Annotated in this window: 19 protein-coding genes; 11 read left to right on the top strand and 8 right to left on the bottom strand. The window is 48.5% G+C overall.

Features of this window, described 5'->3' with window-relative positions; translation table 11 throughout:
• On the bottom strand, positions 1-2,274 hold a 2,274-nt coding region (locus Q365_RS0113320; protein WP_028023806.1), incomplete at its 3' end, for an immunoglobulin-like domain-containing protein.
• Positions 2,275-2,717: 443 nt separating this feature from the next.
• Here Q365_RS0113320 and prfC point away from each other — a divergent pair.
• The 7 genes from prfC to deoD all read left to right on the top strand — a co-directional run bounded on the left by prfC (position 2,718) and on the right by deoD (position 11,432).
• The gene (gene prfC, locus Q365_RS0113315; RefSeq protein ID WP_028023805.1) at positions 2,718-4,307 is read left to right on the top strand and encodes a peptide chain release factor 3; all 1,590 of its coding nucleotides are present in this window, start codon (positions 2,718-2,720) and stop codon (positions 4,305-4,307) included.
• Between the two features lie 101 nt (positions 4,308-4,408).
• A complete protein-coding gene (locus Q365_RS0113310; RefSeq protein ID WP_028023804.1) occupies positions 4,409-5,179 on the top strand; it encodes a TatD family hydrolase in 771 nt (256 codons plus the stop codon).
• Positions 5,180-5,378: 199 nt separating this feature from the next.
• Positions 5,379-6,617, top strand: a complete 1,239-nt coding sequence (locus Q365_RS0113305; protein WP_028023803.1) for a NupC/NupG family nucleoside CNT transporter — start codon at positions 5,379-5,381, stop codon at positions 6,615-6,617.
• Positions 6,618-7,205: 588 nt separating this feature from the next.
• On the top strand, positions 7,206-7,979 hold the full coding sequence (gene deoC / locus Q365_RS0113295) for a deoxyribose-phosphate aldolase (RefSeq protein ID WP_028023801.1): 774 nt from the start codon (positions 7,206-7,208) through the stop codon (positions 7,977-7,979).
• A gap of 66 nt (positions 7,980-8,045) precedes the next feature.
• A complete protein-coding gene (gene deoA / locus Q365_RS0113290) occupies positions 8,046-9,377 on the top strand; it encodes a thymidine phosphorylase (RefSeq protein WP_028023800.1) in 1,332 nt (443 codons plus the stop codon).
• An 11-nt stretch (positions 9,378-9,388) separates the two neighbouring features.
• Positions 9,389-10,609 (top strand): phosphopentomutase, encoded by a 1,221-nt coding sequence (locus Q365_RS0113285; protein WP_028023799.1) that lies wholly within the window; start codon positions 9,389-9,391, stop codon positions 10,607-10,609.
• A 97-nt stretch (positions 10,610-10,706) separates the two neighbouring features.
• Positions 10,707-11,432 carry a purine-nucleoside phosphorylase gene (gene deoD, locus Q365_RS0113280; RefSeq protein WP_028023798.1) on the top strand — a complete coding sequence of 242 codons (726 nt, stop codon included), beginning with the start codon at positions 10,707-10,709 and terminating at the stop codon, positions 11,430-11,432.
• A 98-nt stretch (positions 11,433-11,530) separates the two neighbouring features.
• Here the strand turns inward: deoD and Q365_RS0113275 are convergent, their stop codons facing one another.
• Positions 11,531-12,139, bottom strand: coding sequence for a YtjB family periplasmic protein (locus Q365_RS0113275; protein WP_028023797.1), 609 nt, complete (start codon positions 12,137-12,139; stop codon positions 11,531-11,533).
• A gap of 228 nt (positions 12,140-12,367) precedes the next feature.
• On the opposite strand from Q365_RS0113275, the gene serB reads away from it, so the two are divergent.
• Entirely contained in the window at positions 12,368-13,333 is a 966-nt protein-coding gene (serB, locus tag Q365_RS0113270) for a phosphoserine phosphatase (protein WP_028023796.1), read from the top strand.
• Between the two features lie 134 nt (positions 13,334-13,467).
• Here the strand turns inward: serB and Q365_RS0113265 are convergent, their stop codons facing one another.
• The gene (locus tag Q365_RS0113265) at positions 13,468-15,804 is read right to left on the bottom strand and encodes a PilZ domain-containing protein (protein ID WP_028023795.1); all 2,337 of its coding nucleotides are present in this window, start codon (positions 15,802-15,804) and stop codon (positions 13,468-13,470) included.
• Between the two features lie 144 nt (positions 15,805-15,948).
• Between Q365_RS0113265 and radA the strand changes: the two genes are divergently transcribed.
• The gene (gene radA / locus Q365_RS0113260; RefSeq protein ID WP_028023794.1) at positions 15,949-17,328 is read left to right on the top strand and encodes a DNA repair protein RadA; all 1,380 of its coding nucleotides are present in this window, start codon (positions 15,949-15,951) and stop codon (positions 17,326-17,328) included.
• Positions 17,329-17,444: 116 nt separating this feature from the next.
• Here the strand turns inward: radA and Q365_RS0113255 are convergent, their stop codons facing one another.
• The 3 genes from Q365_RS0113255 to ettA all read right to left on the bottom strand — a co-directional run bounded on the left by Q365_RS0113255 (position 17,445) and on the right by ettA (position 20,812).
• On the bottom strand, positions 17,445-18,494 hold the full coding sequence (locus Q365_RS0113255) for a M23 family metallopeptidase (protein WP_028023793.1): 1,050 nt from the start codon (positions 18,492-18,494) through the stop codon (positions 17,445-17,447).
• Between the two features lie 108 nt (positions 18,495-18,602).
• Complete coding sequence (locus tag Q365_RS0113250) at positions 18,603-18,974, bottom strand: PilZ domain-containing protein (RefSeq protein ID WP_028023792.1); 372 nt, start codon at positions 18,972-18,974, stop codon at positions 18,603-18,605.
• Between the two features lie 170 nt (positions 18,975-19,144).
• Complete coding sequence (ettA, locus tag Q365_RS0113245; protein ID WP_028023791.1) at positions 19,145-20,812, bottom strand: energy-dependent translational throttle protein EttA; 1,668 nt, start codon at positions 20,810-20,812, stop codon at positions 19,145-19,147.
• A gap of 500 nt (positions 20,813-21,312) precedes the next feature.
• Between ettA and sltY the strand changes: the two genes are divergently transcribed.
• Both sltY and trpR read left to right on the top strand, forming a co-directional pair.
• On the top strand, positions 21,313-23,283 hold the full coding sequence (gene sltY / locus Q365_RS0113240; RefSeq protein WP_028023790.1) for a murein transglycosylase: 1,971 nt from the start codon (positions 21,313-21,315) through the stop codon (positions 23,281-23,283).
• 129 nt (positions 23,284-23,412) lie between these two features.
• Positions 23,413-23,706 carry a trp operon repressor gene (gene trpR, locus Q365_RS0113235; protein ID WP_028023789.1) on the top strand — a complete coding sequence of 98 codons (294 nt, stop codon included), beginning with the start codon at positions 23,413-23,415 and terminating at the stop codon, positions 23,704-23,706.
• 140 nt (positions 23,707-23,846) lie between these two features.
• On the opposite strand, the gene yjjX is transcribed toward trpR, so the two are convergent.
• Both yjjX and Q365_RS0113225 read right to left on the bottom strand, forming a co-directional pair.
• Positions 23,847-24,368: an inosine/xanthosine triphosphatase gene (gene yjjX / locus Q365_RS0113230; protein WP_028023788.1), complete on the bottom strand. Its 522-nt coding sequence runs from the start codon at positions 24,366-24,368 to the stop codon at positions 23,847-23,849.
• Between the two features lie 78 nt (positions 24,369-24,446).
• Complete coding sequence (locus Q365_RS0113225) at positions 24,447-25,277, bottom strand: sterol desaturase family protein (RefSeq protein WP_028023787.1); 831 nt, start codon at positions 25,275-25,277, stop codon at positions 24,447-24,449.
• Positions 25,278-25,537: the final 260 nt, after the last annotated feature.

Genomic DNA, 25,537 nt, shown 5'->3' with positions numbered 1-25,537 from the left:
ATTGATGGCCGAGCCGTCCTTCGGCAGGGTGAGGCTGCCAGTGTATTGCACCCAGCCATTGCCGGGGGCGTTGACGTCACCGGTCTGTACCCAGATGGTGTTGATGTAGTCACTGTCTGCGGTGGCTTCGTTGGCGGTGTTGCTGCCCAGTGCCAGGGAGGTGAGGACATCTTCTGCTGCCGGGCCACTCAGTTTGACCTGGTAGGTGAGGAAGGTGCCGTCCGCTTCGGTCACGGTGTTGCCATTTTCCACCAACAGGTTCGGGGCCTCTTCGTCCACGCCTGGTGGGCCGCCGATCTGGTCATCGGTGATGGTGCCGGAGGCGGAATCGGCCTTGCCGGTCAGCAAGTCGCTGTCGGTTGAGGCGGTGATGGTGACGGTCTCGCTGTTTTCCTTCTCCGCGTCATCCTTGACCAGCACACGCAGCGCAATGTTGCTGCCGTCAGCGGGTAGGGTGATGCTGCCGTTGTAGTCCTTCCACGCATTGGCGACGGAATCAAAATACTGGATACCACCGCGGTCGCCGTCGCCGGCGGTGCCGCCGAGGCCGAGGGAGGCGGTGATGTCATCGGCTGCCGGACCAGAGAGGCTGACGGTGTAGGTCAGGTAGGTGCTGGAGTCGCTGGCGTCGCTGTCCTGCTCACGGACGGTGTCGCCGCCAGTGATCAAGATATCAGGGCGCACGTCCTCGTCAACGTCCGGGTTCCCGGTGCTGCGGTCATCGGTGATGGTGCCGGAGGCGGAGCCGGTCTTACCGGTCACCAGATCGCTGGTGGTGGTCGCGGTGATGGTGACGGTCTCGCTGTTCTCCTTCTCCGCGTCATCCTTGACCAGCACACGCAGCGCAATGTCGCTACCGTCAGCGGGCAGGGTGATGCTGCCGTTGTAGTCCTTCCACGCGTTGGTGACGGAATCAAAATACTGGATACCACCGCGGTCGCCGTCGCCGGCGGTGCCGCCGAGGCCGAGGGTGGCGGTGATGTCATCGGCTGCCGGGCCAGAGAGGCTGACGGTGTAGGTCAGGTAGGTGCTGGCGTCGCTGGCGTCGCTGTCCTGCTCACGGACGGTGTCGCCGCCGGTGATCAAGATATCAGGGCGCACGTCCTCGTCGACGTCCGGGTTCTCGGTGCTGCGGTCATCGGTGATTGAGGTTTCTACAACTGGTGGTAACTCTGGGGTGTTTTCAAAACCACCACCATCAGCACCTGTGACGGTAACAGTAAAAACCTCGTCTTCCGTTTCAGTGAATGCGTCATCCAAAGTCTCGACATCAAACGACACTTCTGTCTGCCCTGGTTCAAACGTGAATGTTCTCTCAACAGGAACTATGTCGCCATCTTCAGTGGTTTTGTGTCCAATTACGACGGTAACGGTCATTGCTTCGGTTGGTGCATCCGAGAGGGTTAACGTGTAGTTGGCACTTTCACCCTCAGCTACACTGGTGTCACCAGCCAGAGTTAAGGTCGGTGCATCGTTATCATCTACGACTTTGTTGGTCACGGTGCCAACAAGCTCAACTTGGTCAAAATCATTTTCTGAGACGCTATCGATGGACACGGTAATGTCGTCATCATTCTGAGAGTAGAGATCATCTGGTCGGACATCAGCGTCGACAGAGCCTGATAGCTCGCCAGCTTCAATAGTAATGGTCTGCCCGTTGCTTAGGGTGATGGTGATATCTTCACTTGCGGCCGCTCCCAAGGTGACTGTGTAGGTGATCTTTCCACCTTCTACAATGTCATTACCCTCAGTGGTCGAACTTAAGGTGAAGATTGCAGTGCTTTCTGTCTCATCACTGCTTTGTATTGCTGCTGAGCTGTCCGTTTCTTCCCTAAGTACTGCTGCATTATTAAAGCTTCGAGAAACTCCCTGGGTATCAAACCCTGCTTGCGCAACGGTTTCATTACCTACTCGCGTTTCAACTTGCGGCGCTTGTGAGCCAGAACCGGTTGGTGAGTTACCCGCAGCCGTGGCTTCTAATTCTTGTGTCGGGTCAAAGTCTTCATTAAGGAGTAATTCTTGAAGTGCTGCGATCTCATCATCGACAGCGAATGCATCTGTTGATGCATTTTCTGATTCAACATCACCGACAGGGATAAAAGATCCATCCTCCAATTGAAGAAGCGCGCCTGCGCCTGGGGGGAGGAGGAGCTCAGTGCCGGATTGTAGCTCCGCCAACTCGGTAACAGGAACCTCTTTACCGTTAATCTTGACGTGTGCGTTACCGTTTACTGAAACTACTTTTGCAGCCTGCTTGGTGATAATCGAATCCATGAATATTATTCCTGCAGCAAGTTAAATAAATGCGTGTATCTAAATCGAAACATTAGTTTCATCTATATTACTATGCAAAGCAATCAGCGAGGAGGCTGTTGTTACTCAAAAATGCCAAAAAAGTGACGCAAATTGTAAAGTTTGGTTAACTATTGACCGTTCTGACGCTTTTGAAAACTCGATAATTTTTATGTTTGTGCGATGGGTGTCAATAATTTGGTGTTGTTTGAATTGTGCTCGAAATACTGGACAGTGCCTTTGCTTCAATATGCAATGAGAGGAGCTTGCATATTTCAAAGTAAGGAAAGAAGCGGGTTTCTTTCGTCAACCGTTGAGTCTGGTGGCTAGATCGTACAAAATACCCGCCGATTTGAATTGATGTACAATACGGCGAAAGTCTTCCTCTTTTATTCGTTGATTGTCTAACCCGGAAAAACCTAAGCATGACAAATTCACCATTCCATCTAGAAGTTGGTAAACGACGTACGTTTGCGATCATTTCGCACCCAGATGCTGGTAAAACCACCATCACTGAAAAAGTGTTGTTGTTCGGAAACGCACTCCAAAAAGCCGGTACCGTAAAAGGTCGTGGCTCTAACCAGCATGCGAAATCTGACTGGATGGAAATGGAAAAAGAACGTGGTATCTCTGTCACCACATCTGTCATGCAGTTTCCTTATAATGATTGCTTAGTAAACCTGTTGGATACGCCGGGACACGAAGACTTCTCGGAAGATACTTACCGTACGCTGACTGCTGTCGATTCTTGCTTGATGGTTATTGATGCCGCGAAAGGTGTCGAAGACCGTACACGTAAGCTCATGGAAGTTACCCGTCTTCGCGACACGCCGATTGTGACCTTCATGAACAAATTGGACCGTGATATTCGTGATCCAATGGAATTGCTAGATGAAGTTGAAAATGAACTTAAGATAGCGTGTGCGCCAATTTCTTGGCCGATTGGTTGTGGTAAAGAATTTAAGGGCGTTTACCACATTCATCGTGATGAGACGATTTTGTACCAAACCGGTCAAGGTCATACCATCCAAGAAAAACGCATCATTAAGGGATTAGACAATCCAGAACTTGATGCTGCTGTTGGTGAAGATCTTGCGTTGCAACTGCGTGATGAACTTGAGTTGGTTATTGGAGCATCACACGAGTTTGATCAGGAGCTATTCCTGAGCGGCGAGCTTACGCCAGTGTTCTTCGGTACAGCATTAGGTAACTTTGGTGTTGACCATATGCTAGATGGCCTGACTGAGTGGGCGCCAAAGCCGTTAGCTCGCCAAGCACATGAGCGTGCTGTTGAATCAAGTGAAGAGAAATTCAGCGGCTTCGTGTTTAAGATCCAAGCGAACATGGATCCTAAGCACCGTGACCGCATTGCGTTTATGCGTATCGTGTCAGGCAAGTACACCCAAGGCATGAAAATGAAGCATGTTCGTACGGGTAAAATGGTGTCTATCTCTGATGCGGTGACCTTTATGGCGGGTGACCGTTCACGTGCGGCGGAAGCGTACGCGGGTGACATTATCGGTTTGCACAACCATGGCACCATTCAAATTGGTGATACCTTCACACAAAGCGAAGATTTGAAGTTCTCGGGTATTCCTAATTTCGCACCGGAATTGTTCCGTCGTATTCGTTTGCGCGATCCACTAAAGCAGAAGCAACTTCTGAAAGGTCTGGTGCAATTGTCAGAAGAAGGCGCAGTACAGGTATTCCGTCCGTTGATTTCTAACGATCTGATTGTCGGCGCGGTAGGTGTGCTTCAGTTTGATGTGGTTGTTGCGCGTTTGAAGTCTGAATACAACGTAGAAGCCATTTACGAACCTATTAACGTGGCAACTGCGCGTTGGGTTGAATGCTCTGATGCGAAGAAGTTGGAAGACTTCCAGCGTAAGAATCAGACTAACCTTGCCCTTGATGGTGGTGATAACCTCAGTTATATCGCGCCAACAATGGTGAACTTGAATCTGACGCAAGAACGTCATCCAGATGTGAGTTTCCGCGCTACTCGCGAGCACTAATTCTCACGAAGGAACACGTATCGCATAAGAAAAGCCGTCGGACTCGACGGCTTTTTCGTATGCTAGAAACGAAGCTAAATAGATAGCGATAAGGGCTCAGTATGATTGATACGCACTGTCATTTCGATTTCCCGCCTTTTGATACTGATGCTAACGAATGGGTTATTCGCAGTCAAAAAGCCGGAGTTCATCATCTTATTGTTCCTGCCGTTGCGGTTAGCAATTGGAAGCGTGTTGCTGGTCTTGCCAACTCGCACCGCAGTATTTCCTTCGCGTTAGGGCTTCACCCTGTTTGGTTGGCGTCGCATCATGAAGACGATATTAAAGCACTTGATGAAGCTCTCTCTCAGGCACCTGACGGTTGTATTGCGGTGGGAGAGTGTGGCTTAGACTTTGCTATTGATAATCCAGAGCCCGAAAGACAAAAAATGTTTCTTCGTGCGCAGCTGACATTGGCCGAGAAATACCAGCTACCTGTCATTTTACATTGCCGAAAGGCGCACAATGAACTGCTACAAATTCTTAACGAATTTCCTAAGGTAAACGGTATTTTGCACGCTTTTAGTGGCAGTGAGCAAATAGGGCTTAACTACATTCGACGTGGTTTTTTGCTTGGAATAGGGGGAACGATCACTTACGAACGGGCAAATAAAACCAGAAATGCGGTTAAAGCATTGCCACTTTCATCCATGGTGTTGGAGACTGATGCGCCGGATATGCCCATATTCGGGTTTCAAGGGGAGCCTAATTTACCAGAGCGATTACCGCTGATTGCGAAAGCGTTGTCTGAAATAAAAGGTGTCGATGTCGAAGAAATTATTCAAGCAACATCACAAAATGCGGAAGCATGTTTCGCGTTTAGGACGATATAGCCATCGTTTGCCCAATCGTTTGCGTCGTGCATAGGTCACAAAAATAGATCTACATCACTCTTTTGAGTGAATTGCACCGAATTTTTCACTTAAACCGTGACTCGTGCATTCCTTTGCAGCGTGTCCCGTGAGTATAATCGCCGCCGGAATAACACTCCCAATTTGTCGAGACGCCAAGACTTTCTTAGGAACCCATATTATGAGCCTGATTATGAGCATTGTAGGGATGGTTGTACTGCTGTTAATCGCTGTACTTCTGTCTGACAACCGCAAAGCAATCAACCTTCGCACCGTTGGTGGTGCGTTTGCTATCCAGTTTATCCTGGGTGGATTTATCCTTTTTGTTCCGTGGGGCCAAACCCTACTGAACGGTATGGCAAATGCCGTACAAAATGTTATCAACTATGGTAAAGATGGTATCGGTTTCCTTTTCGGTAGCCTGGTTAACTTCTCAGTAGATGGCATCGGTTTTATCTTTGCTTTCCAAGTTCTGCCAACCGTTGTTTTCTTCTCTGCGTTGATCAGCGTACTTTACTACCTAGGCGTAATGCAGTTTGTTATTCGCATTCTGGGTGGCGCACTACGCAAAGTACTTGGCACCTCACACGCTGAGTCGATGTCTGCGACTGCGAACATCTTCGTTGGCCAAACAGAAGCACCATTGGTTGTTCGTCCTTACGTTCCTAAAATGACCCAATCAGAACTGTTCGCAGTAATGTGTGGTGGTATGGCATCTGTAGCAGGTGGTGTACTAGCAGGTTACGCAGCAATGGGCGTTCCTCTTTCATACCTGATTGCAGCATCATTCATGGCGGCACCTGGTGGTCTACTGTTCGCGAAAATCATCAAACCTGAAACTGATCAACCTGTTGAGCAGTTTGGTAAAGATTCAGACGAAGAAGAAGATAAGCCTGCAAACCTTATCGATGCTGCTGCTGGCGGCGCATCATCAGGTATGCAACTTGCGCTAAACATCGGTGCTATGCTTCTTGCTTTCATCGGTCTTATCGCGCTAGTGAATGGCATGCTAAGTGGCATCGGTGGTTGGTTTGGCATTGAAGGTCTAACCCTTGAGTGGCTGCTAGGTAAAGTCTTTGCTCCGCTTGCATTCCTAATCGGTGTTCCTTGGGCTGAAGCTGACCTTGCTGGTTCTTTCATCGGTCAGAAACTGGTTGTGAACGAATTCGTTGCTTACTTGAACTTCACACCGTTGATTCCTGAATTGTCTGAGAAGACTGTTGCTATCATCTCGTTCGCATTGTGTGGCTTCGCTAACCTATCTTCAGTAGCAATTCTACTGGGTGGCTTGGGCAGCATCGCACCGACACGTCGTCACGACATCGCTCGCTTCGGTATGAAAGCTGTTGCAGCAGGTACGCTTTCTAACCTGATGAGTGCAACCATTGCTGGTTTCTTCCTGACTCTGTCAATGATGTAATCACAGCAATTGCTGACACGAAAAGCCGCCTTCACTGGCGGCTTTTTTGTGCCTGTGATTTGTGTTTTTTGATATTGATGTCGAGCGAAGTATCGAAACGAATTTTACCCATCAATAAGACAGGGCAACGGTGGGCAAGCACATATAGTTGGATTATTGCCCTTATTTTCGACGTTCTGTTGGTTCCCGTGTGATTAATATTGCTGCGTTGATGGTTTGGACACCAAGGGCAACAAAGTGTTTTTCAACAGAAACAGGTAACACCTAGTCGTGCTCGCAGAACATTGGTAAAATTGGTGAGCACTGTCAAAGATTCAGAAGGTACATTTCATATATTTTCACTTCTGTTTCATCACGACAGCGGAACGATGAAATATCAATGCCCAAACGCTGCTTGCGTATAGCGCATGTTGCGGTTGGGTTGGCACCCTCGATATTGATGATAGAGGGTGTGCGGCAACAAGGAATGTTGATTGGCCACTGTATTGCCAAACTTCAAGGAGCCAAGTCCGCTCATCAGATTGTGACGCGCCAATTTTGGCCGTTCAGTTTGTTACTTGGTTTTGAATATTTAGACTGGAGAAAGTCATGAGCGATCTACAAGCAGCAGCCCTACGTGCCCTTAAATTGATGGATTTGACCACCCTTAACGATGATGACACCGATGCAAAGGTGATCGCGCTGTGTAAGAGTGCTAAATCGCCTGTCGGCAACACTGCTGCTATCTGCATCTACCCGCGTTTCATTCCTGTAGCGAAAAAACAACTTCGCGAACAAGGCACACCTGAAATCAAAATTGCTACCGTGACGAACTTCCCACATGGCAACGATGACATTGAGATTGCCGTGGCTGAAACTAACGCAGCAATCGCATATGGCGCAGACGAAGTCGATGTGGTTTTCCCATACCGTACGCTGATCGCTGGCGACGAGAAAACTGGTTTTGAACTGGTTAAACAAGTGAAAGCAGCATGTGGTGATATCACGTTGAAAGTGATTATCGAAACCGGTGAGTTGAAAGACGCTGCGCTGATCAAGCGTGCATCAGAAATTTCAATTGAAGCAGGTGCTGATTTCATCAAAACCTCAACGGGCAAAGTGTCTGTTAACGCAACGCCAGAATCTGCAGAGATCATGCTGACTGTAATTAAAGACATGGGCGTAGCGCAGAAAGTGGGCTTCAAGCCAGCTGGCGGCGTGCGTACTGCAGAAGATGCTGCTGAATACTTGGCAATGGCGGATCGCATTCTTGGTGGTGACTGGGCTGATAGCGCACACTACCGTTTCGGTGCATCTAGCTTGCTAGCAAACCTTCTTAATACCTTGGGTGAAGGTGAAAAAGCGGCAGAAGGCGGTTACTAAGCCTTTTGGTCGGGGAGTGATTACGCTCCCCGTATGTTGCTGTTCACTGAGATTGTGAGGTCGACCATGTACCTTCCCCAAGAGATAATCAGAAAGAAGCGCGACAACATTGCGCTAACGACCGAAGAAATAAATTTTTTCATCCAAGGTATTGCTAAAGACACTGTGTCCGAAGGTCAAATCGCGGCGTTTGCGATGGCAGTGTATTTCAATGATATGACTATGGATGAGCGTGTTGCACTGACATGCGCCATGCGCGATTCCGGCATGGTGATTGATTGGTCACACATGAATTTTGATGGCCCAATTGTCGATAAGCACAGCACTGGCGGTGTGGGCGACGTTACCTCATTAATGCTAGGCCCAATGGTGGCAGCATGTGGTGGCTATGTTCCCATGATCTCAGGCCGTGGTTTGGGCCACACTGGCGGAACGCTGGATAAACTTGAGTCCATTCCCGGTTATAACATCACGCCGACCAATGATGTTTTTGGTCAAGTCACGCGAGATGCGGGCGTCGCTATCATCGGCCAAACAGGCGATCTGGCTCCTGCAGATAAACGTGTTTACGCGACGCGAGATGTGACTGCGACCGTCGATAATATCTCGTTGATCACGGCGTCAATTTTGTCGAAGAAATTGGCGGCGGGCTTAGAGTCGCTGGTGATGGATGTCAAAGTCGGTTCTGGCGCATTTATGCCAACCTACGAAAAATCTGAAGAACTGGCGAAATCCATTGTGGCGGTAGCAAATGGCGCGGGAACACGCACAAGTTCATTGCTGACCGACATGAACCAAGTTTTGGCCTCAAGTGCTGGTAATGCGCTTGAAGTGAAAGAAGCGGTGCAGTTTTTGACGGGCGAGTATCGTAACCCTCGCTTGTATACCGTAACCATGGCTTTGTGTGCTGAAATGCTGATGATCAGCGGTTTGGCGAAAGACAAAGATCACGCCATGAACAAGCTGCAAGCTGTGCTAGATAATGGCAAAGCGGCAGAGTGTTTCGGCAAAATGGTTGCGGGCCTCGGCGGCCCACTCGATTTCGTTGAGAATTACAGCAAATACCTAGCGACTGCTGGCGTCATAAAACCTGTGTTTGCAAACACCTCAGGCTTTGTGTCAGCGATGGATACGCGAGCAATTGGTATGGCTGTTGTGGGTTTAGGTGGCGGACGTCGTGTTGCGAGCGATACAATTGATTATTCAGTGGGCTTTAGTGACGTGATTCGACTTGGAATGCGCGCTGACAGCACCACGCCACTGGCGGTAGTGCACGCGAATAATGAAGACCAATGGCAGCAAGCGGCAACTGCGCTTCAGTCAGCCATGGTTGTTTCAGACATCGCGCCACAAGCAACACCGGATGTTTACCGTCAGATTGGCCCAGAAGACGTCTAAAGGAGGCGATCATGAAACGTGCGATAATTTTGGTTCTCGATTCTTTCGGGATCGGAGCGTCAGAAGACGCCCACACATTTGGTGATGTGGGCGCCAACACCCTAGGTTCAATCGCGAAAGCATGTGCCAAAGGGGAAGCGAATAATGAAGATCGTCACGGCCTTTTGACGCTGCCGAATCTTAATAAGCTCGGTCTAGGTAAAGCCTGTGAAGAAGCGTCGGGCTACTTCCCAGAAGGCCTAGATGCTAACGCTGAAATCATCGGCGCTTATGGTCATGCTCAAGAGTTATCGTCGGGCAAAGACACGCCATCTGGTCACTGGGAAATTGCTGGCGTGCCTGTGTTGTTTGATTGGGGATATTTCACCGACAAAGAAAACAGCTTCCCGAAAGAACTGACTGATCGCATTCTTGCGCGCGCAGGTATCCCGGATTACTTGGGTAACTGCCATGCATCAGGCACAGAGATTCTGGATCGACTGGGTGAAGAGCATATGAAGACAGGTTTGCCTATCTTCTATACCTCTGCAGATTCGGTGTTCCAAATCGCATGTCACGAAGAAACCTTCGGTTTAGATCGTCTACTTGAGCTTTGCCAAATTGCGCGTGAAGAGCTGGAAGATTACAACATTGGCCGCGTTATCGCGCGTCCGTTTGTTGGTGAAGGCAAAGGTCAGTTTGCACGTACGGGCAACCGTCGTGATTTGTCAGTAGAGCCGCCAGCGGCGACTGTTCTGCAAAAACTGGTAGAAGAAAAATCGGGCGAGGTTATCTCCATTGGTAAAATCGCCGATATCTACGCGCACGTAGGTATCACTCAGAAAGTGAAAGCAACGGGCTTAGAAGCCTTGTTTGATGCGACGAAAGACGCCATTCAAACCGCAGGCGATAGCAGCCTTGTGTTCACCAACTTTGTCGATTTTGACTCACATTACGGTCATCGCCGTAACGTCGCGGGCTATGCTGCTGCGTTGGAATATTTCGATGGTCGTTTACCTGAAATCATCGACATGTTGGATGAGAACGATGTACTGATCCTGACGGCTGATCATGGTTGCGATCCAACCTGGCCTGGTTCAGATCACACACGTGAATACATTCCTGTGTTGGTATATGGCAAAAAGGTTCCCGCGGGCTCATTGGGTCGCCGTGAAACCTTTGCTGATATTGGCCAGACCCTGGCGGAATACTTCGGTACTTCCGACATGGAATACGGTAATTCATTCTTGTAATACCCCGTGGAACGCCGTTGCGGTGACGATGAAGTGCCGCATCGCAACGAGATGTTCGATGGGTTGAATCCGAATTTTGATCAAAAGGAAAAAACAAATGGCAACTCCACATATCAATGCTGAAATGGGTGATTTTGCAGACGTAGTTCTGATGCCGGGTGACCCGCTACGTGCTAAATACATTGCAGAAACTTTCCTGCAAGACGTTAAGCAAGTTTGTGATGTTCGCAACATGTTTGGTTACACAGGCACTTACAAAGGTCGTAAGATCTCTGTGATGGGCCACGGTATGGGTATCCCATCATGCTCAATCTACGCGACTGAGCTGATCAAAGATTTCGGCGTGAAGAAAATCATTCGCGTAGGTAGCTGCGGCGCCGTGCGTGAAGACGTGAAATTGCGTGATGTTGTTATCGGTGTTGGTGCATCTACTGATGCGAAAATCAACCGTACTCGTTTCAACGGCCATGACTTTGCAGCGATTGCAGACTTCGAAATGACCCGTAACGCAGTTGATGCAGCGAAAGCAAAAGGCATCAACGTGCGCGTAGGTAACATTTTCTCTGCAGATCTATTCTACTCACCAGAGCCAGAATTCTTCGACACCATGGCGAAGTACGGCATCCTAGGTGTAGAAATGGAAGCAGCAGGCATTTACGGTGTTGCAGCAGAGTTTGGCGCGAAAGCACTGACTATCTGTACCGTTTCTGACCACATCAAGACTGGCGAGCAAACAACGTCTGAAGAGCGTCAAAACACGTTCAACGAGATGATTGAAATCGCACTTGAATCTGTACTGCTTGGCGACGCTGACGAAGCGTAATCCACACAGTTCAGAAAGAGAAAAGGATGGCTTTGGCCATCCTTTTTGCGTTTCAGTGAGATAATGAGTCGCGAGGGCTTAGGGCTTAGCTTGCTCTATCAATCGTTACTCTTGAGCAAAAACGTCGATTTCAATAAATCTTTCCGGTTTGCAAAGGTAAAGATCAATAGCGCACCTGTCATGATAGCGACCAAAATCATGGCGCGTACCAAATTAATACTCTGATCCAAGCGGTTAGACGCTGTCTTAATCACATTGCCGTGCTCTAAGGTAATGCGAACAAAACCCACCATGTTGCCATCTTCTGCCACAGGTTCGACAAGCTGTTGTCTGCCGATGCTTGCCACCGACAGCGGAGTGTTCAAACCGGTCAGTTGTTCAAGCGGCATTGCACCAATAGAGCTGACAACGAGGTTACCTCTCATGTCATACACCGCCGCATCCAAGATCAGGTCTTCTTGTTGAAGGTTCGCAACGATTTTTTGCAGGGCATCCATATCATCGCTGGCAATAGCGTCATGAGCGGTGGCGGCTGCCTGCCGTAAGATCACACGAGAAAGTGACTCTGTCTGATCGTATAGCATCTTATAGTTGCGGTTGTTCAATTGGTTACTGTACATAAAGAGCATCATGACAGTGGCAAAACACGCCACAAGAATGATGAACTGCCACAGTTTCTTTAAACGTTTTTTGTTTATTTGTAGCATAAGCTTTCCAAGCCATGGCGAAGACATCAAAGGCTTCGCATCAAATTAGCGCGTTCTCAGTTTGCTGCCCGCACTCAAAAAATGCAAGTCAGTGCTTGGTTTAACGCGAGTCTGCCGTTAATGTGATCACTCGCACTCTTTGGTATAGTGATATACCCGAGCGACCTCGATATGCAGGATGACCTGAGGTTGTTGGGGTATATGAGTTTTCGAAAAGGAATTGATGCAATGGATGCACTTTCAGCTTATCCAATAAAAAAACACACAAAGCTTCTTAACCGTTTTCCTTCTATCCGTGGCTTTCGCCCCTCAGATTGCCGTCAAGCGGGATGGCTTCTTTTCGGTCTTCACCTAAGCCCGTCTTATCTTGATGACCTGGCCTTTTTAACGGGTGAACAGATTCTGCCTTTAGCGGGTTGGACGGTAGGCCCTTATGAAGTTCTCCTGATGCGTGGTGAACTGACGCCAGAAATCGTCGCCCTCTGCGATGCCTTGTCTTTAGATTGCTCAGGGCTTGAAAATATTCCTAATCTTTACGAGCCAGGCTTAGCCTTGTTTGACATGGATTCAACCGCCATTCAAATCGAGTGTATTGATGAAATTGCCAAACTGGCAGGCGTAGGTGCTCAAGTCTCTGAAGTCACCGAACGCGCAATGCGTGGTGAGCTTGATTTTGAACAAAGCCTTCGTCAGCGTGTTGCAACGCTGAAAGGCACCGATGTGTCGATTCTAGAGCAAGTTCGCGACAACATTCCTTATATGCCAGGCATGCATCGTTTAACCGCTTCGCTTCAAGCGCGAGGCTGGAAAGTGGCCATTGCCTCCGGCGGATTCACATGGTTTTCCGATAAACTCAAAGATGATTTGTCTCTTGCGTACGCAGAGTCTAATCAACTGGTGATTGAGAATGGAAAGCTAACAGGTGAATTGTCTGGCAATGTGGTTGATGCTCAGCGAAAAGCGGATATTTTACGTGATCTCGCTGAAAGTTATGAATTTCCGCCGTCTAACACGTTAGCGGTCGGAGATGGCGCGAATGACCTGACAATGATGTCAGCGGCAGGGCTGGGCATTGCGTTCCACGCCAAGCCAAAAGTGCAGCAAGCAGCTCAAGTGGCGATTCGTCATGCCGATCTTGGTGGCGTGATGTGCGTGTTATCGGCCTCTTTACTGCCACAGCGCCTAAGCTGGTAACGTTGCAGGCGTTAAGCATGTAGCCATGCTGGTCACAATCATTGGCGGCGCAAGCCGTTCAATGTGTTTACCATCGCTTATCTAAAACATATCGCGTACCTAAAACATATGATGATGTGAAGCTGGAAATGGGGTTACCCCATTTCCAGACGCATCAGCACTTCATCTGTAATATCACTCATCTCACCGTAAACACATAAATCAGCAAATTCATGTTCGAGCTGCGCCGCTCTTTTGGTGGACAGCTTCATCAGTTGCTCTGTGGTTTCCGTACTTAGCCATTTTCCGCCACTTTCAATTGGGTGCATCCAATTTCGTACCGCAAAAAACTTACCGCGCTTTTTCGCGCGTGAAATGAAAAACTTTCGTTCTTCCACCGACTGAAAGCTCTCTAGTGATCGCGATGTCACATCGATCACGACACCATCAGCGATTGTTGCGGCAACATAAAACTCATGTTTCACCTGCTCCAAACGGTTGCGTTGTCGGGTGATAGCATTGGTGTATTTAGACAAATGTTCACCCAGCACTGGGGCGAGAGAAATCATCCCAGCCGAAGCACTTTGGTGCAAAACACGGTTCAATTCGCTACCTGGGTAGTTAGTGCCAATACCTGATACTTGTAACGTTTCGCCGCGACGTAGCAAAAAGTATGGCGTCACAGATAAACGAGTCAGCAACATTTGATGCATCGCACTTAGCAATGGCGCATCAGGCATTTTTTCACTGTCTAACAAAAGCTTATGTTGGTTGTGGTCAATCAGCCTTTGTAAGTAATGACTTCGGTGTTTGCTGTGTCTGTCTTTCAGTAATGACAGCTTTACCTGCATTCTGTCTTCACTGATTTGGACGACTTTGTACGGAACGTTGCCCAGTGGCGCATTGGGGTCAACCCGTTTTAAGTCCGTGAATGTCACCGCGACCTCCTGACACTTACTGCCAGAAAAAGGCTCGCTGAGTACGAGGTTCAAACCATGCGGAGAGAAATCAATGGTTTCACCATGCAGCTCGCCACTGACATGATGGATCAGAATCGTCCCCGTCTTATGCTGATATCGTGGCTCTTTTCGCTGAGGCGCTAGTGCTGAGGGAATGGCATCAATCATGGAAATAGGGTCACGTCGATGCACAAATTGATTCAGCGCTCGAGACGGCTGTTTGGGTTTGATAGGAATGCGAAAGTCGCTGTTGACCGCCGACAAGGTTAAATCTTGAATAGTGGCTATGTGCGTTAGCTCTTCAATTTGGTCGATATAAGCCGGAGAGGCTTCTTGCAAACGACGAGTATCCTCTTCACTTATCTTTGCCATTGTGACGCGAAGAACCCGCCAAGAGGCTCTTGCGCTGCCTATATGCCAAAACAGCCGACGTAATTCGGTCGACAGTTCCGTTGGGCAAGCAGAGAAAAAGAAGGTTTTGTCACTGTGTTGGTGGTTAAAGCAGTACACCAGTGTTTCACTGCTGGTTAATCCATCCAATGCCAGATGTTGTAGGCGTTGCTCTGAGAACAGTTTGTCGATCACTGGCAAGTTGCGTTCGTCGTGCCAATAATCCCAAAGTGCTCGGTTTTGCTCAGTGATCAAGCTGTAGCGTAGTTGGTTGCCACAGAAAAACAGCGGTAGGGATGGGGTTTGCTCAAGGAATACTTGTTCATAGCTTCGCGAACGTGTGGACAAAAACTTATCTTCGTTCTCCGCAAGTGCAGAGATATCCTGTTTTGCACTTTTGGTTTCAATCGCCTTTTTGATGCAATCGGTGCTGGACACAAGGCGCAAGCGTAAACGTTGAAAGCTATCTTTATTCACGTTGAGTTCGACGCCAACAACACGGTAATTCAAGCCACTAAACAATTCGGGTAGTTGGCACTCATCACCCAGTTGTGGGAAGTAGATGATCAGTGTCGAACCAGCTTCATAACGAAAAGAAGCGGGCAGTTTGACTTGCATTCCCGAGTTGGAAATATCGATAGTTGACCCGTTCACTTCGGTGCCGTCAGGGAGAAAGGCCTGAATGCGAGTCGATAGTTGAATACGATTCTCGCTACGTGACAAATAATGCCCGAAGCGCAGTGGCACGGTTTCTACCGTATCGAGTGATTCTGTGGCGAGAACCTCGCCTTGACGCTGCAATACGCGATAGCTGTTCGCGGTGTTATGAAGCTCATCCCACAGCCCTTGAGTCATATTTCCTTGGTAAATATCCAGACGACGGTGATACACATTAATAGCGACGTCGTCTAGCCAATGGTTAACACCATGGAGGAAGTATCGTCGACACTCACCGACGACTTTACCGCGCAAGTCGATAGGTCGGCTGCATGCAGACATGAGTTTGCGCACTTCCATTTTGATCAGTAAGCGTTCGGGGTTTGTTTCGCTTGGCGTCAGCTTTAAAAGGAGATCATCGAATCCCTCTGTTTCGTACAGCGGAAGGAGTTGATCGTACAGCGCCTTATCGTGGTCCTGCATCATGGTAAAGTCTGGTAGAATCGTGGATTCTTTAACGGCAGTGAAGATGCATAGTTTACCTTTTTTCGCTAACTAATCGCGAAGAGTTGCATAAAAGCGCCGTGTCTCGCATTTATCTCATTTTTAGACGTTATTTCAGGAGAAATCATGTCGAAAGCAAAACGTGCCTATGTCTGTAATGATTGCGGCGCTGATTATCCACGTTGGCAAGGGCAATGTTCAGCGTGTGGTGCTTGGAACACTATTACAGAAGTACGTTTAGCGGCATCCCCTCAGGTTGCACGAACCGAAAAATACGCGGGTTATGCGGGTAAAGCCGATGCCCAGGTGCAGACGCTATCATCGATAGATCTGCAAGAAGTACCGCGCTTTAGCAGTGGTTTTAAAGAACTCGATCGCGTGCTGGGTGGGGGCGTTGTTCCTGGCGCAGCCATCTTGATTGGTGGTAGCCCGGGCGCGGGTAAAAGTACCTTATTACTGCAAACCATGTGCTGGTTGGCAAGCAAAATGCCAACCTTGTATGTAACAGGTGAAGAATCGCTACAGCAAGTGGCGATGCGCGCAGAACGTCTGGGTTTACCGAAAGATAAGCTAAAAATGCTATCGGAAACCAATGTTGAAACCATTTGCCAGATCGCGCACAAAGAACAGCCAAAAATCATGGTGATTGATTCTATTCAAGTCATGCATTGTGCGGATGTGGTCTCTGCGCCGGGTAGTGTGGCTCAAGTCCGCGAATCCGCCGCGGCGCTGACGCGTTATGCCAAACAGCATAATGTCGCCATTTTCATGGTGGGGCATGTGACCAAAGACGGTTCATTGGCAGGCCCGAAAGTTCTCGAACACTGCATTGACTGTTCAGTGATGCTAGATGGTTCCAACGATAGCCGTTTTCGAACGCTGCGTAGCCACAAAAACCGTTTTGGTGCGGTGAACGAGCTTGGCGTTTTTGCCATGACTGGGCAGGGGCTTCGTGAAGTGAACAACCCGTCTGCAATTTTCTTGAGCCGTGGCGAAGAAGTGACATCTGGCAGTTCGGTGATGGTGCTGTGGGAAGGTACGCGACCGTTGCTGGTAGAGATCCAAGCGCTCGTCGATTACAGCCAGCTGTCTAACCCTCGTCGTGTTGCTGTCGGCCTTGAGCAAAACCGTTTGGCCCTATTGCTTGCGGTATTGCACAAACACGGTGGCCTTCAAATGTCCGATCAAGATGTGTTTGTGAACGTTGTGGGCGGTGTGAAGGTTACGGAAACCAGTGCCGATCTTGCTTTGTTACTCGCGCTGATTTCGAGCTTCCGTGATCGTCCATTACCTCGTGATTTGGTGGTGTTCGGAGAAGTTGGCCTTGCTGGTGAAATTCGTCCTGTGCCAAGTGGTCAGGAGCGCTTGATGGAAGCGGCTAAGCATGGTTTTACTCGTGCTGTTGTACCGACGGCCAATGCACCCAAAAAAGACATTCCCGGCATGAAAGTGTATGGCGTGAACAAGCTATCGGAAGCGTTGTCAGTGCTGGATGAATTTGATTAGTACCAAACACCAAATACCAAACAGGGCGACCAGAGCACACACGCATAAACAAGAAAAGGCACGTTGAGTGCCTTTTTTTGTTTGTGTTATTTGCGTTGTTTGTACTGAACACGCTGTTACTTTGTATTTTTTGCCTCAGGGCTTTTGGGGTTGCTTGCACCGTCTACAGAGTCAGTGGACGCAGTAATGAGTTCTGGCTGTGCTACCGCATCAGACGCCAACTGAACTTGTGTGGCGACCATGCTTTCAATCACACCGACGAGCATCGCCCAATTCACTTTATCTTCTTCTTTGAACAGTGATTCGAAGTTATCAGATGTCCACGCAATAAAGCGTTTGGGGTTCAAGGCACGGCTGAGGAATCGTACTTCATAATGCAGGTGTGGGCCGGTTGAGAGTCCGGTGTTGCCCGACCAACCAATCAGGTCGCCTTTTTTTACGAACTGACCTGTGTTGACATTAAACTTGTCGAGGTGGGCATACAGCGTCATGAAGCCAAAAGCATGGTCAATCTTCAGTAAATTACCGTAGCCCTTTTTACGACTCGGGCGCTTGTATTCGACAACGCCATCGGCAGGGGCGTAAACCGGTGTGCCGATGTCTGCGGTTAAATCGAGCCCGAGGTGGAATTTCTTGTTGCCGGTGACAGGGTGGGTGCGAGAACCGTAACCGGATGAGCGGCGATAGCTTTCAATCGGCTTACCGCTTGGGATCAATTGCAACATGGTGGCGCGCACGGCTGAGTTAATCACTGCAACGTCTAGGCGCTCGACAAGGGGAGTATCGTTGTCGTCTTTCTCTAGCCCGAGCACTTCTTCAACACTGGTGACGCGTTGAGTGAGGTAATTGAGTTCACTGTCTTTTTCCTCAATAACCTGAGCATATTCTTCTTCTTTGTTGCTGATGAGTTGCTCTAACTGTTGGCGCTTTTGTTTTAGCGTATCAAGCTGACCTGCCAGCTCAGAGCTTTGCACTGTCATGCTTTGAAGGGTTTGCTCCGCGGTTTCAGAGCGATGATTGAGGTAATAAATCGTCGCAATACTGGCGATGATGCCTAACAACAAGGTGAACAATAACGTCAGGATGACGTTCTTTAGTGGCGGGGAAAGCACAAAGTGGCGCGATCCATCCGCATGTGAAACGGCGATTCGAATGTTGTGAGGCATGGTTACTACTACTTAATGTATCTATGCATTTGTGTCTAAGCATGTATTCGATGCATTTCAGGACACGTAATGCGCCCTTAAAACGAAGTGCGCAATGAAGATTGCGGATTATACAGTATCTTTTAGGTCGGTGAGTTGCCCTAATTCTCGGTGCAGCAAATCGTCATTCCCGACGTTGAGCTCAACCAGTCGTTTCAAATGACTGGCGCTATCGATATCAATGTGATCGATTTGGAAACGAAGGAAATCGTCGCTATCGCTGACCAGAAGCACCTCCATCTTGATCTCGATGTCAGAGTCATGCAGTTGAAACGTGACGAAATAATCTGCGTTGTTCCCTTCTGCCCAATCGGATGGTGTGGCTAACAGCGCTCCCTTGAGTGAGAGATCAAGTACGCTTGAGCTCCAACTCTGATCGTGCTGCCTGATTGTTGCTGCGGTGAGATAGACTACACGCGAAAACATACGACGTTCTGGCATCGACAAACTCCCTCTATATTTTACACCAGTGTAGGAGAGACGATGCAATATCTCTACTCTTGTGTTTCGTCTCCGTGATGCGCTGCGCGTCTCGTTGATAGGAAACTCAAAAAGAGGCCAAAAAAGAAAAGGGCCACCGAAGTGACCCTTTGCGTACAGTGTGCCCAAACTTATTTGGTTACACGTTTGTACTTCATGCGGTGTGGTTGGGCAGCTTGTGCGCCCAGCGTTTGCTTCAACCACTCGCTGTATTCGTTGTAGTTACCTTCGAAGAAGTTCACTTTGCCTTCGTCGCGGTAATCAAGAATGTGGGTAGCGATACGGTCAAGGAACCAACGGTCGTGCGAGATAACCATGGCACAGCCTGGGAATTCCAGCAGCGCTTCTTCCAATGCACGCAGGGTTTCTACGTCCAAGTCATTGGTTGGTTCATCCAGCAGCAATACGTTGCCGCCTGATTTAAGCAGTTTTGCCAAGTGAACACGGTTACGCTCACCACCTGACAAATCACCGATACGTTTTTGTTGATCGCTGCCTTTGAAGTTAAAGCGCGAGCAGTAAGCACGTGCTGGAAGCTCAAAGTTGTGGATACGGATGATTTCCGCGCCTTCAGAGATCTCTTGGTATACGGTGTTTGAATCCGTCATGCTGTCGCGGAACTGTTCAACTGATGCCAGTTGCACGGTTTCACCCAGCTCGATGGTGCCGCTGTCTGGTTGCTCAGTACCACTCAACATCTTGAATAGGGTAGATTTACCCGCACCGTTCGCACCGATGATGCCGACGATCGCACCTTTTGGCACGCTGAATGACAAGTCGTCGATCAACACGCGATCACCAAATGATTTGGTCAGGTTGTTGATTTCGATAACTTTGTCACCAAGACGTAGACCAGGCGGAATGAACAGCTCATTGGTTTCGTTACGGCGTTGGTGTTCGCTGTTATTCAACTCTTCAAAGCGCGCCATACGTGCTTTAGATTTTGACTGACGACCTTTAGGATTCTGACGAACCCACTCAAGCTCTTTCTCGATGGTCTTTTGACGAGCACTTTCTTGCGACGATTCTTGTTGTAGACGCGCATCTTTTTGCTCAAGCCACGAGGTGTAGTTACCTTCCCATGGAATACCTTCACCACGGTCAAGTTCTAGGATCCAGCCAGCAGCGTTGTCCAAGAAGTAACGGTCGTGCGTGATAGCCACAACGGTACCGTTGTAATCCACCAAGAAACGCTCCAACCAACCCACAGATTCAGCATCCAAGTGGTTCGTTGGTTCGTCAAGAAGCAGCATGTCAGGTTTTTCTAACAGTAGACGACAGATAGCAACACGACGACGCTCACCACCAGACAGATGCTTAATTTTCGCATCCCATTCTGGCAAACGCAGTGCGTCAGCAGCGCGCTCAAGGGCGTTATCAAGGTTGTGACCGTCTTTAGCTTGGATCAGTGCTTCAAGTTCGCCTTGCTCTTTTGCTAGGGCATCGAAGTCTGCATCAGGTTCTGCGTACGCCGCGTAAACTGCGTCTAGACGAGAAAGTGCACCTGCAACATCCGCTACCGCTTCTTCTACGGTTTCACGAACGGTTTTGTCTTCATCAAGCTTTGGTTCCTGTGGCAGGTAACCCACTTTGATGCCAGGTTGTGCACGTGCTTCACCTTCGATATCGGTATCGATACCCGCCATGATGCGAAGAAGGGTGGATTTACCTGCGCCGTTCAGACCCAATACGCCGATTTTGGCGCCAGGGAAAAAGCACAGAGAGATGTCTTTCAGGATCTGACGCTTCGGTGGCACAATTTTGCCAACGCGCGACATGGTATAAACGTACTCAGCCATTTCTGCTCGCGTTCTCTTGTCACATAAAAGGCTTATTCTATCCCAAACCACCTCAAGTTGCAGGTATCAACGAGAGAAATCTGGTGTCTATCCGTGATACGAAATTTAAACGTGAACGGAACCAATTCGTCGATTAGACAACCAATTCATAAAGGGTGGGAAAACGGAATGTCGCAAACCTATCGGTACTGATATCAATGTTAGAAAGGCAGTGCCGTTGCTTAATGTGCTACAGGCTTCACTAAGACGCATTCAGCAACAGTTAATTTGAGGCATTCCTGCTGCCAGTTTGGTATATAACCAATAGTCCTGAATATTTTCATCACTATGTTGCTTGGGAATAACGCGTACGCATGATGCGTTGTAACACCACCAAAAGTGACACAGTGGAAGCATGGAAGGTTTAGATCAAAGATTGAATTAAACTTGGTGAAACCTGAATCTTTGACTGGTTTGGGTATAAGCTAAATGAACCAGTGCGTTTTGGAGAAGCATACGGAATGCTATCAACAGAAAAATCAATAATTACAAAAAGCTACAGGACGTCAGTGAGCGGCATTTTTCGTCTGATTCGTTTGGGAACGATTGCAATTTTTTGTACATCTCTTCCAGTACAAGCACTGAGTATGGATGAGCAACGTACCCGCTATGAAAAGGCCATTGCAGCAGTTGAACGCAATAACATGGCCACGTTCTCCAAACTGAAATCAGAGCTGAAAGACTATCCCCTCTATCCCTACCTTGATTATCGAGAATTCATGCGTGGGTTGAGCAGCGCAGACGTTGAGGAGATAGAAGCTTTCGTTGGACGTTATGACACTTTGCCGTTTAAGAACACGGTGCGTGCGCGATACTTAAATGTATTAGCAGCTCGCGGGCAATGGTCTGAACTGTTGGCTTTTCAAACCACCTTGCCGCGCGGGGAGAGCTATCAGTGCCACTACTACTACGCTCACAGCCAAGTTGGCGATAAAGCCCTCGCCATGTCTGGTGCCAAATCTTTGTATTTGTCAGGTTCCTCGGTCGATAACGCCTGTAACAAGCTTTTTGATGAACTGAAAGATCAAGGCAAGCTGAATAATGCCTTGGTATTGGATCGCATGTTGCTGGCGTTTGATAATCGAAACACATCCTTGCTTCGTTATTTGAATAAGCAACTGACAGGCAGTGCTAAGGCGTCGGGTAAGCAGATCATTGCGCTCTATAACAAGCCTCAAGGTGTGGGTGACTTTGCGAAAAAGAGCAAAGTGACGCCATTTAACCAACGTCTCACTCGTTTGAGTTTTGAGCGGCTCGCGCGAATTAAATCAAAAGATGCCGTGGCGCAATTTACGCGAGTTGTCGAAGGGCAGCACTACAAAGCACTTGAACGACAAGAAATGGCTGATTACGTTTCAAGCCGCCTGATGTCGACGGACGACAATGTGCTGGCGAAGTGGCGTGACAAATGGCTAAAGCAAACCGCCAATGCCTCTCTGTTGGAGCGACGCATTCGGGTGAGCCTAGTACAAGCCCATTGGAAGGGCGTTGAAGGCTGGCTAAATGTCTTGTCTGAAAAAGATGCGAAGAAGCTTAAATGGCGCTACTGGCGTGCACGTGTTGAGCTAGAGAAAGGCAATAAAACGCTAGCGGAACAGCTGTTCGCAGACATGACGGGTAAGCGCAACTTTTACAGCGTTGCAGCGGCGATGCACTTGGATCAGCCCATCGATATTCCTTTCCAAACGACGCCGTTAAACATCGAAGCACTGAAGCCTTTCAACCCAGCGCTCGATCGAGTGGCGGAGTTGTTGGTGCTTGATAAGGTGGTAGCAGCCAAGAGGGAATGGCAGTATCTGTTAAAACAAGCTGACGTAGAGCAAAAAGCCATGTTGGCAGCGTTTGCGTCTGAAAGTAATTGGTATCACCTTTCTGTGCAGGCTACCATTGCGGGAAAATTGTGGGGGCACTTAGAGTATCGCTTCCCTGTTGCGCATCGCTGGTGGTTCGAATTTTTCAGCAAGGAGCGTGAATTACCGTTGACCACCTTGTTAGCGCTGTCTCGTCAGGAAAGTGCGTTTTACACTAACGCCGTTTCTCCGGTAGGTGCGCGTGGCTTAATGCAGTTGATGCCAGCAACCGCCCAAGAAACCTCGAAAAAGCTTGGCTACCGCTATTTGGGCAAGAATACCTTGAGCGATCCGGGGATAAACATTCGCCTTGGCAGTGGCTATTTGAGAATGGTGTTGGATAGATTTGATGAAAATCGAATTTTGGCGTTTGCTGCCTACAACGCAGGCCCGCACCGCGCGTCACGCTGGTTAGAGAAATCAGACGGAAACTTGGATGCGATTGCATTTATTGAAGCCATTCCATTTAACGAAACGCGTGGCTATGTGCAAAACGTGCTCATGTACGATATCTATTACAGCAAACTGCTTGGCCAACCGCTCCAATTGCTACAAGAAGGCGAACTTAACCGCCGTTATTAGTGGATGATTTGGTGACGGTTTGTGCCATGAAACGGCCAGAGATTCTGCCGTTCAACGACATTGTATTATTGAGAGAAACTCTGGCGATGCGTAAACTGTGCCAGAGTTTTTTCTTCCTACGAGGCTAGTATGCAAGAAACGCCTGAGTATTCTGAGTGGCAAGACGTATTGGATTTGATCCACCGCGCGATAGACGTGGGGCATGAAGCCGAGCTGTTGAAAATGTTGCTGACACAAGATGAGCGCACTTCGTTGATCGCCAGAGTGAACATCGTCAATGAGCTGATGAAAGGCGAGATGAGCCAACGTCAACTGAGCCAAATGCTGGGTGTGGGCATTGCCACCATTACGCGTGGTTCGAATGAGTTAAAGCAACTTGATGACAGTCAGAAAGATTGGCTGGGCAAGGTGTTAGAAAAATAATCGACAAAAAGCGAGTTAACCGTACCATCCAGACAACGGGTGACAGCGAGTATCTTCATGTATTCGCGAATCTTCAAGTGGCTGAGGCTTGGGCTGGTTATGGGGGGGATGACTCGCTTTTTGTTTGTTTGTCTGTGTGCTTACGTCGTTGGGTACAAATCCGGATGCATGAAGGGGATCAGCGCCAAAATCAGCGCTTGATGATAAACCGAACTTCTCGTTAATAAGTGTCCGGTTAGCATGCCAATCGCGCCGCCTTTTTGTTTGACGTTTTCCTCGTTAAACATTTCGTCCATCACATCACCCAGCTCTTGTCCTGCTTCTAACGCTTTCAGTGCTTGTGTTGGCAAAGGCACTGATGCTGAACGTGATTCACCGACACGATTTGATGATTCAATCACCATCCATGCAAACGTGTACGGGCTATCTAATCCCGCTTCCACACCCACATAAAAATTGCCATCAACTACTTTCTTCGCATTGTGAACACGATTTCGGGCTCCTAGAAGTGTTTCTTCGCTGGTCATGGGTTGATCCGCAACGCCGCTCGATACGGATATACCTTCAAAAGTCATGTCGTTATTCGGAAATACGGTTCGAAATGCCGTTTCCACGGCTGCAATTTTTGCAGGGTTAAGTGAAGTTACGATCACTTTTGTCATGATTCAGATGTCCTGATGTTGGGTGTTAATGCGCTGACTGGCTTAATTGCGTGGGCTAGGATATCAAGGTCATGTGCTTTAGTCTTTCTTTGATGCTGAGGGGCGAAACAACCGAAAAGGCAGGGTTAACAAACCCGTGATCCAAACAACATGTCGTTCTTCTCGATGCGCCTTAATGCCAATTGTCATGCCGTAATGCCCGTCATCGGGCTGCGCACGGTAGGTGTGAAACAGTCGATCCCAAATCGCGAGATTAAAGCCAAAGTTTGAATCACTTTCATAGCGATGAATAGAGTGGTGAACCCTATGCATATCGGGTGTCACAACAAAGGGTCTTAACCAGCGGTCAATCGCTGGAGGGATAGCAACGTTGCTATGATTAAACAAGGCCATACCACTTAGGATGACTTCAAATAAGATCACGGCGACTATGGGCGCACCCAGTAGCGCGATGGCGATGATTTTAATCACCATGGAGAGCAATATCTCAATCGGGTGGAAGCGAGCGCCCGAGGTGACATCTAAATCACGGTCGGCATGATGAACGGCATGCAATCGCCATAACACCGGGACGGTATGAAACAGGCGATGTTGCAGCCAAATGATGCCATCCAATGCAATGATGCAAACTAACACTGACGCCCATAATGGGACTTCCACGAGATTAAACAGGCCAATCCCTTGGCTGTGACACCATGCAGCGAACCCAGCGGCAGCGAGCGGAAAAATAGCGCGAAGTACGACTGTGTTTAGGATCATCAGTGAGATGTTGTTAAGCCAACGTTTGGCTTTACTCACAGTGAGAAGTCTTTTAGGAAAGAGCCATTCGGCGAGTGCCATGACCGCAAAAATAGAGAAAAATGTGAACAGTCGGAAAACCATTTCTTGTGACTCTATGTATGTCAGCACGCGCGCTCCTGCTTTGAATTACGGGTGTTATACCCAAGCAACCTGAATCCTGCATCTTTAGGTTGCTTGGGTATATAAGCTTATCACACTCTCGTTAAGCACCTTGAAGTTACTCAGGTATATACGGTTTTCCGCGGTGTTGGCTCAATCTCTTGGGTACATTGTTAATTTAAAACGTTGGTTTCTTTCAATACATAGCCTCTTCTCAGGTTATTTGGGTATAAGCGCAACGGCAAAATTGAAAAATGCGCCTGACGAGA

The sequence above is a fragment of the Enterovibrio calviensis DSM 14347 genome (assembly GCF_000621165.1).
GTDB classification, from domain to species: domain Bacteria; phylum Pseudomonadota; class Gammaproteobacteria; order Enterobacterales; family Vibrionaceae; genus Enterovibrio; species Enterovibrio calviensis.
Note: the sequence above shows the minus strand (reverse complement) of the source record. Positions and strands in the feature narration are given on the sequence as shown.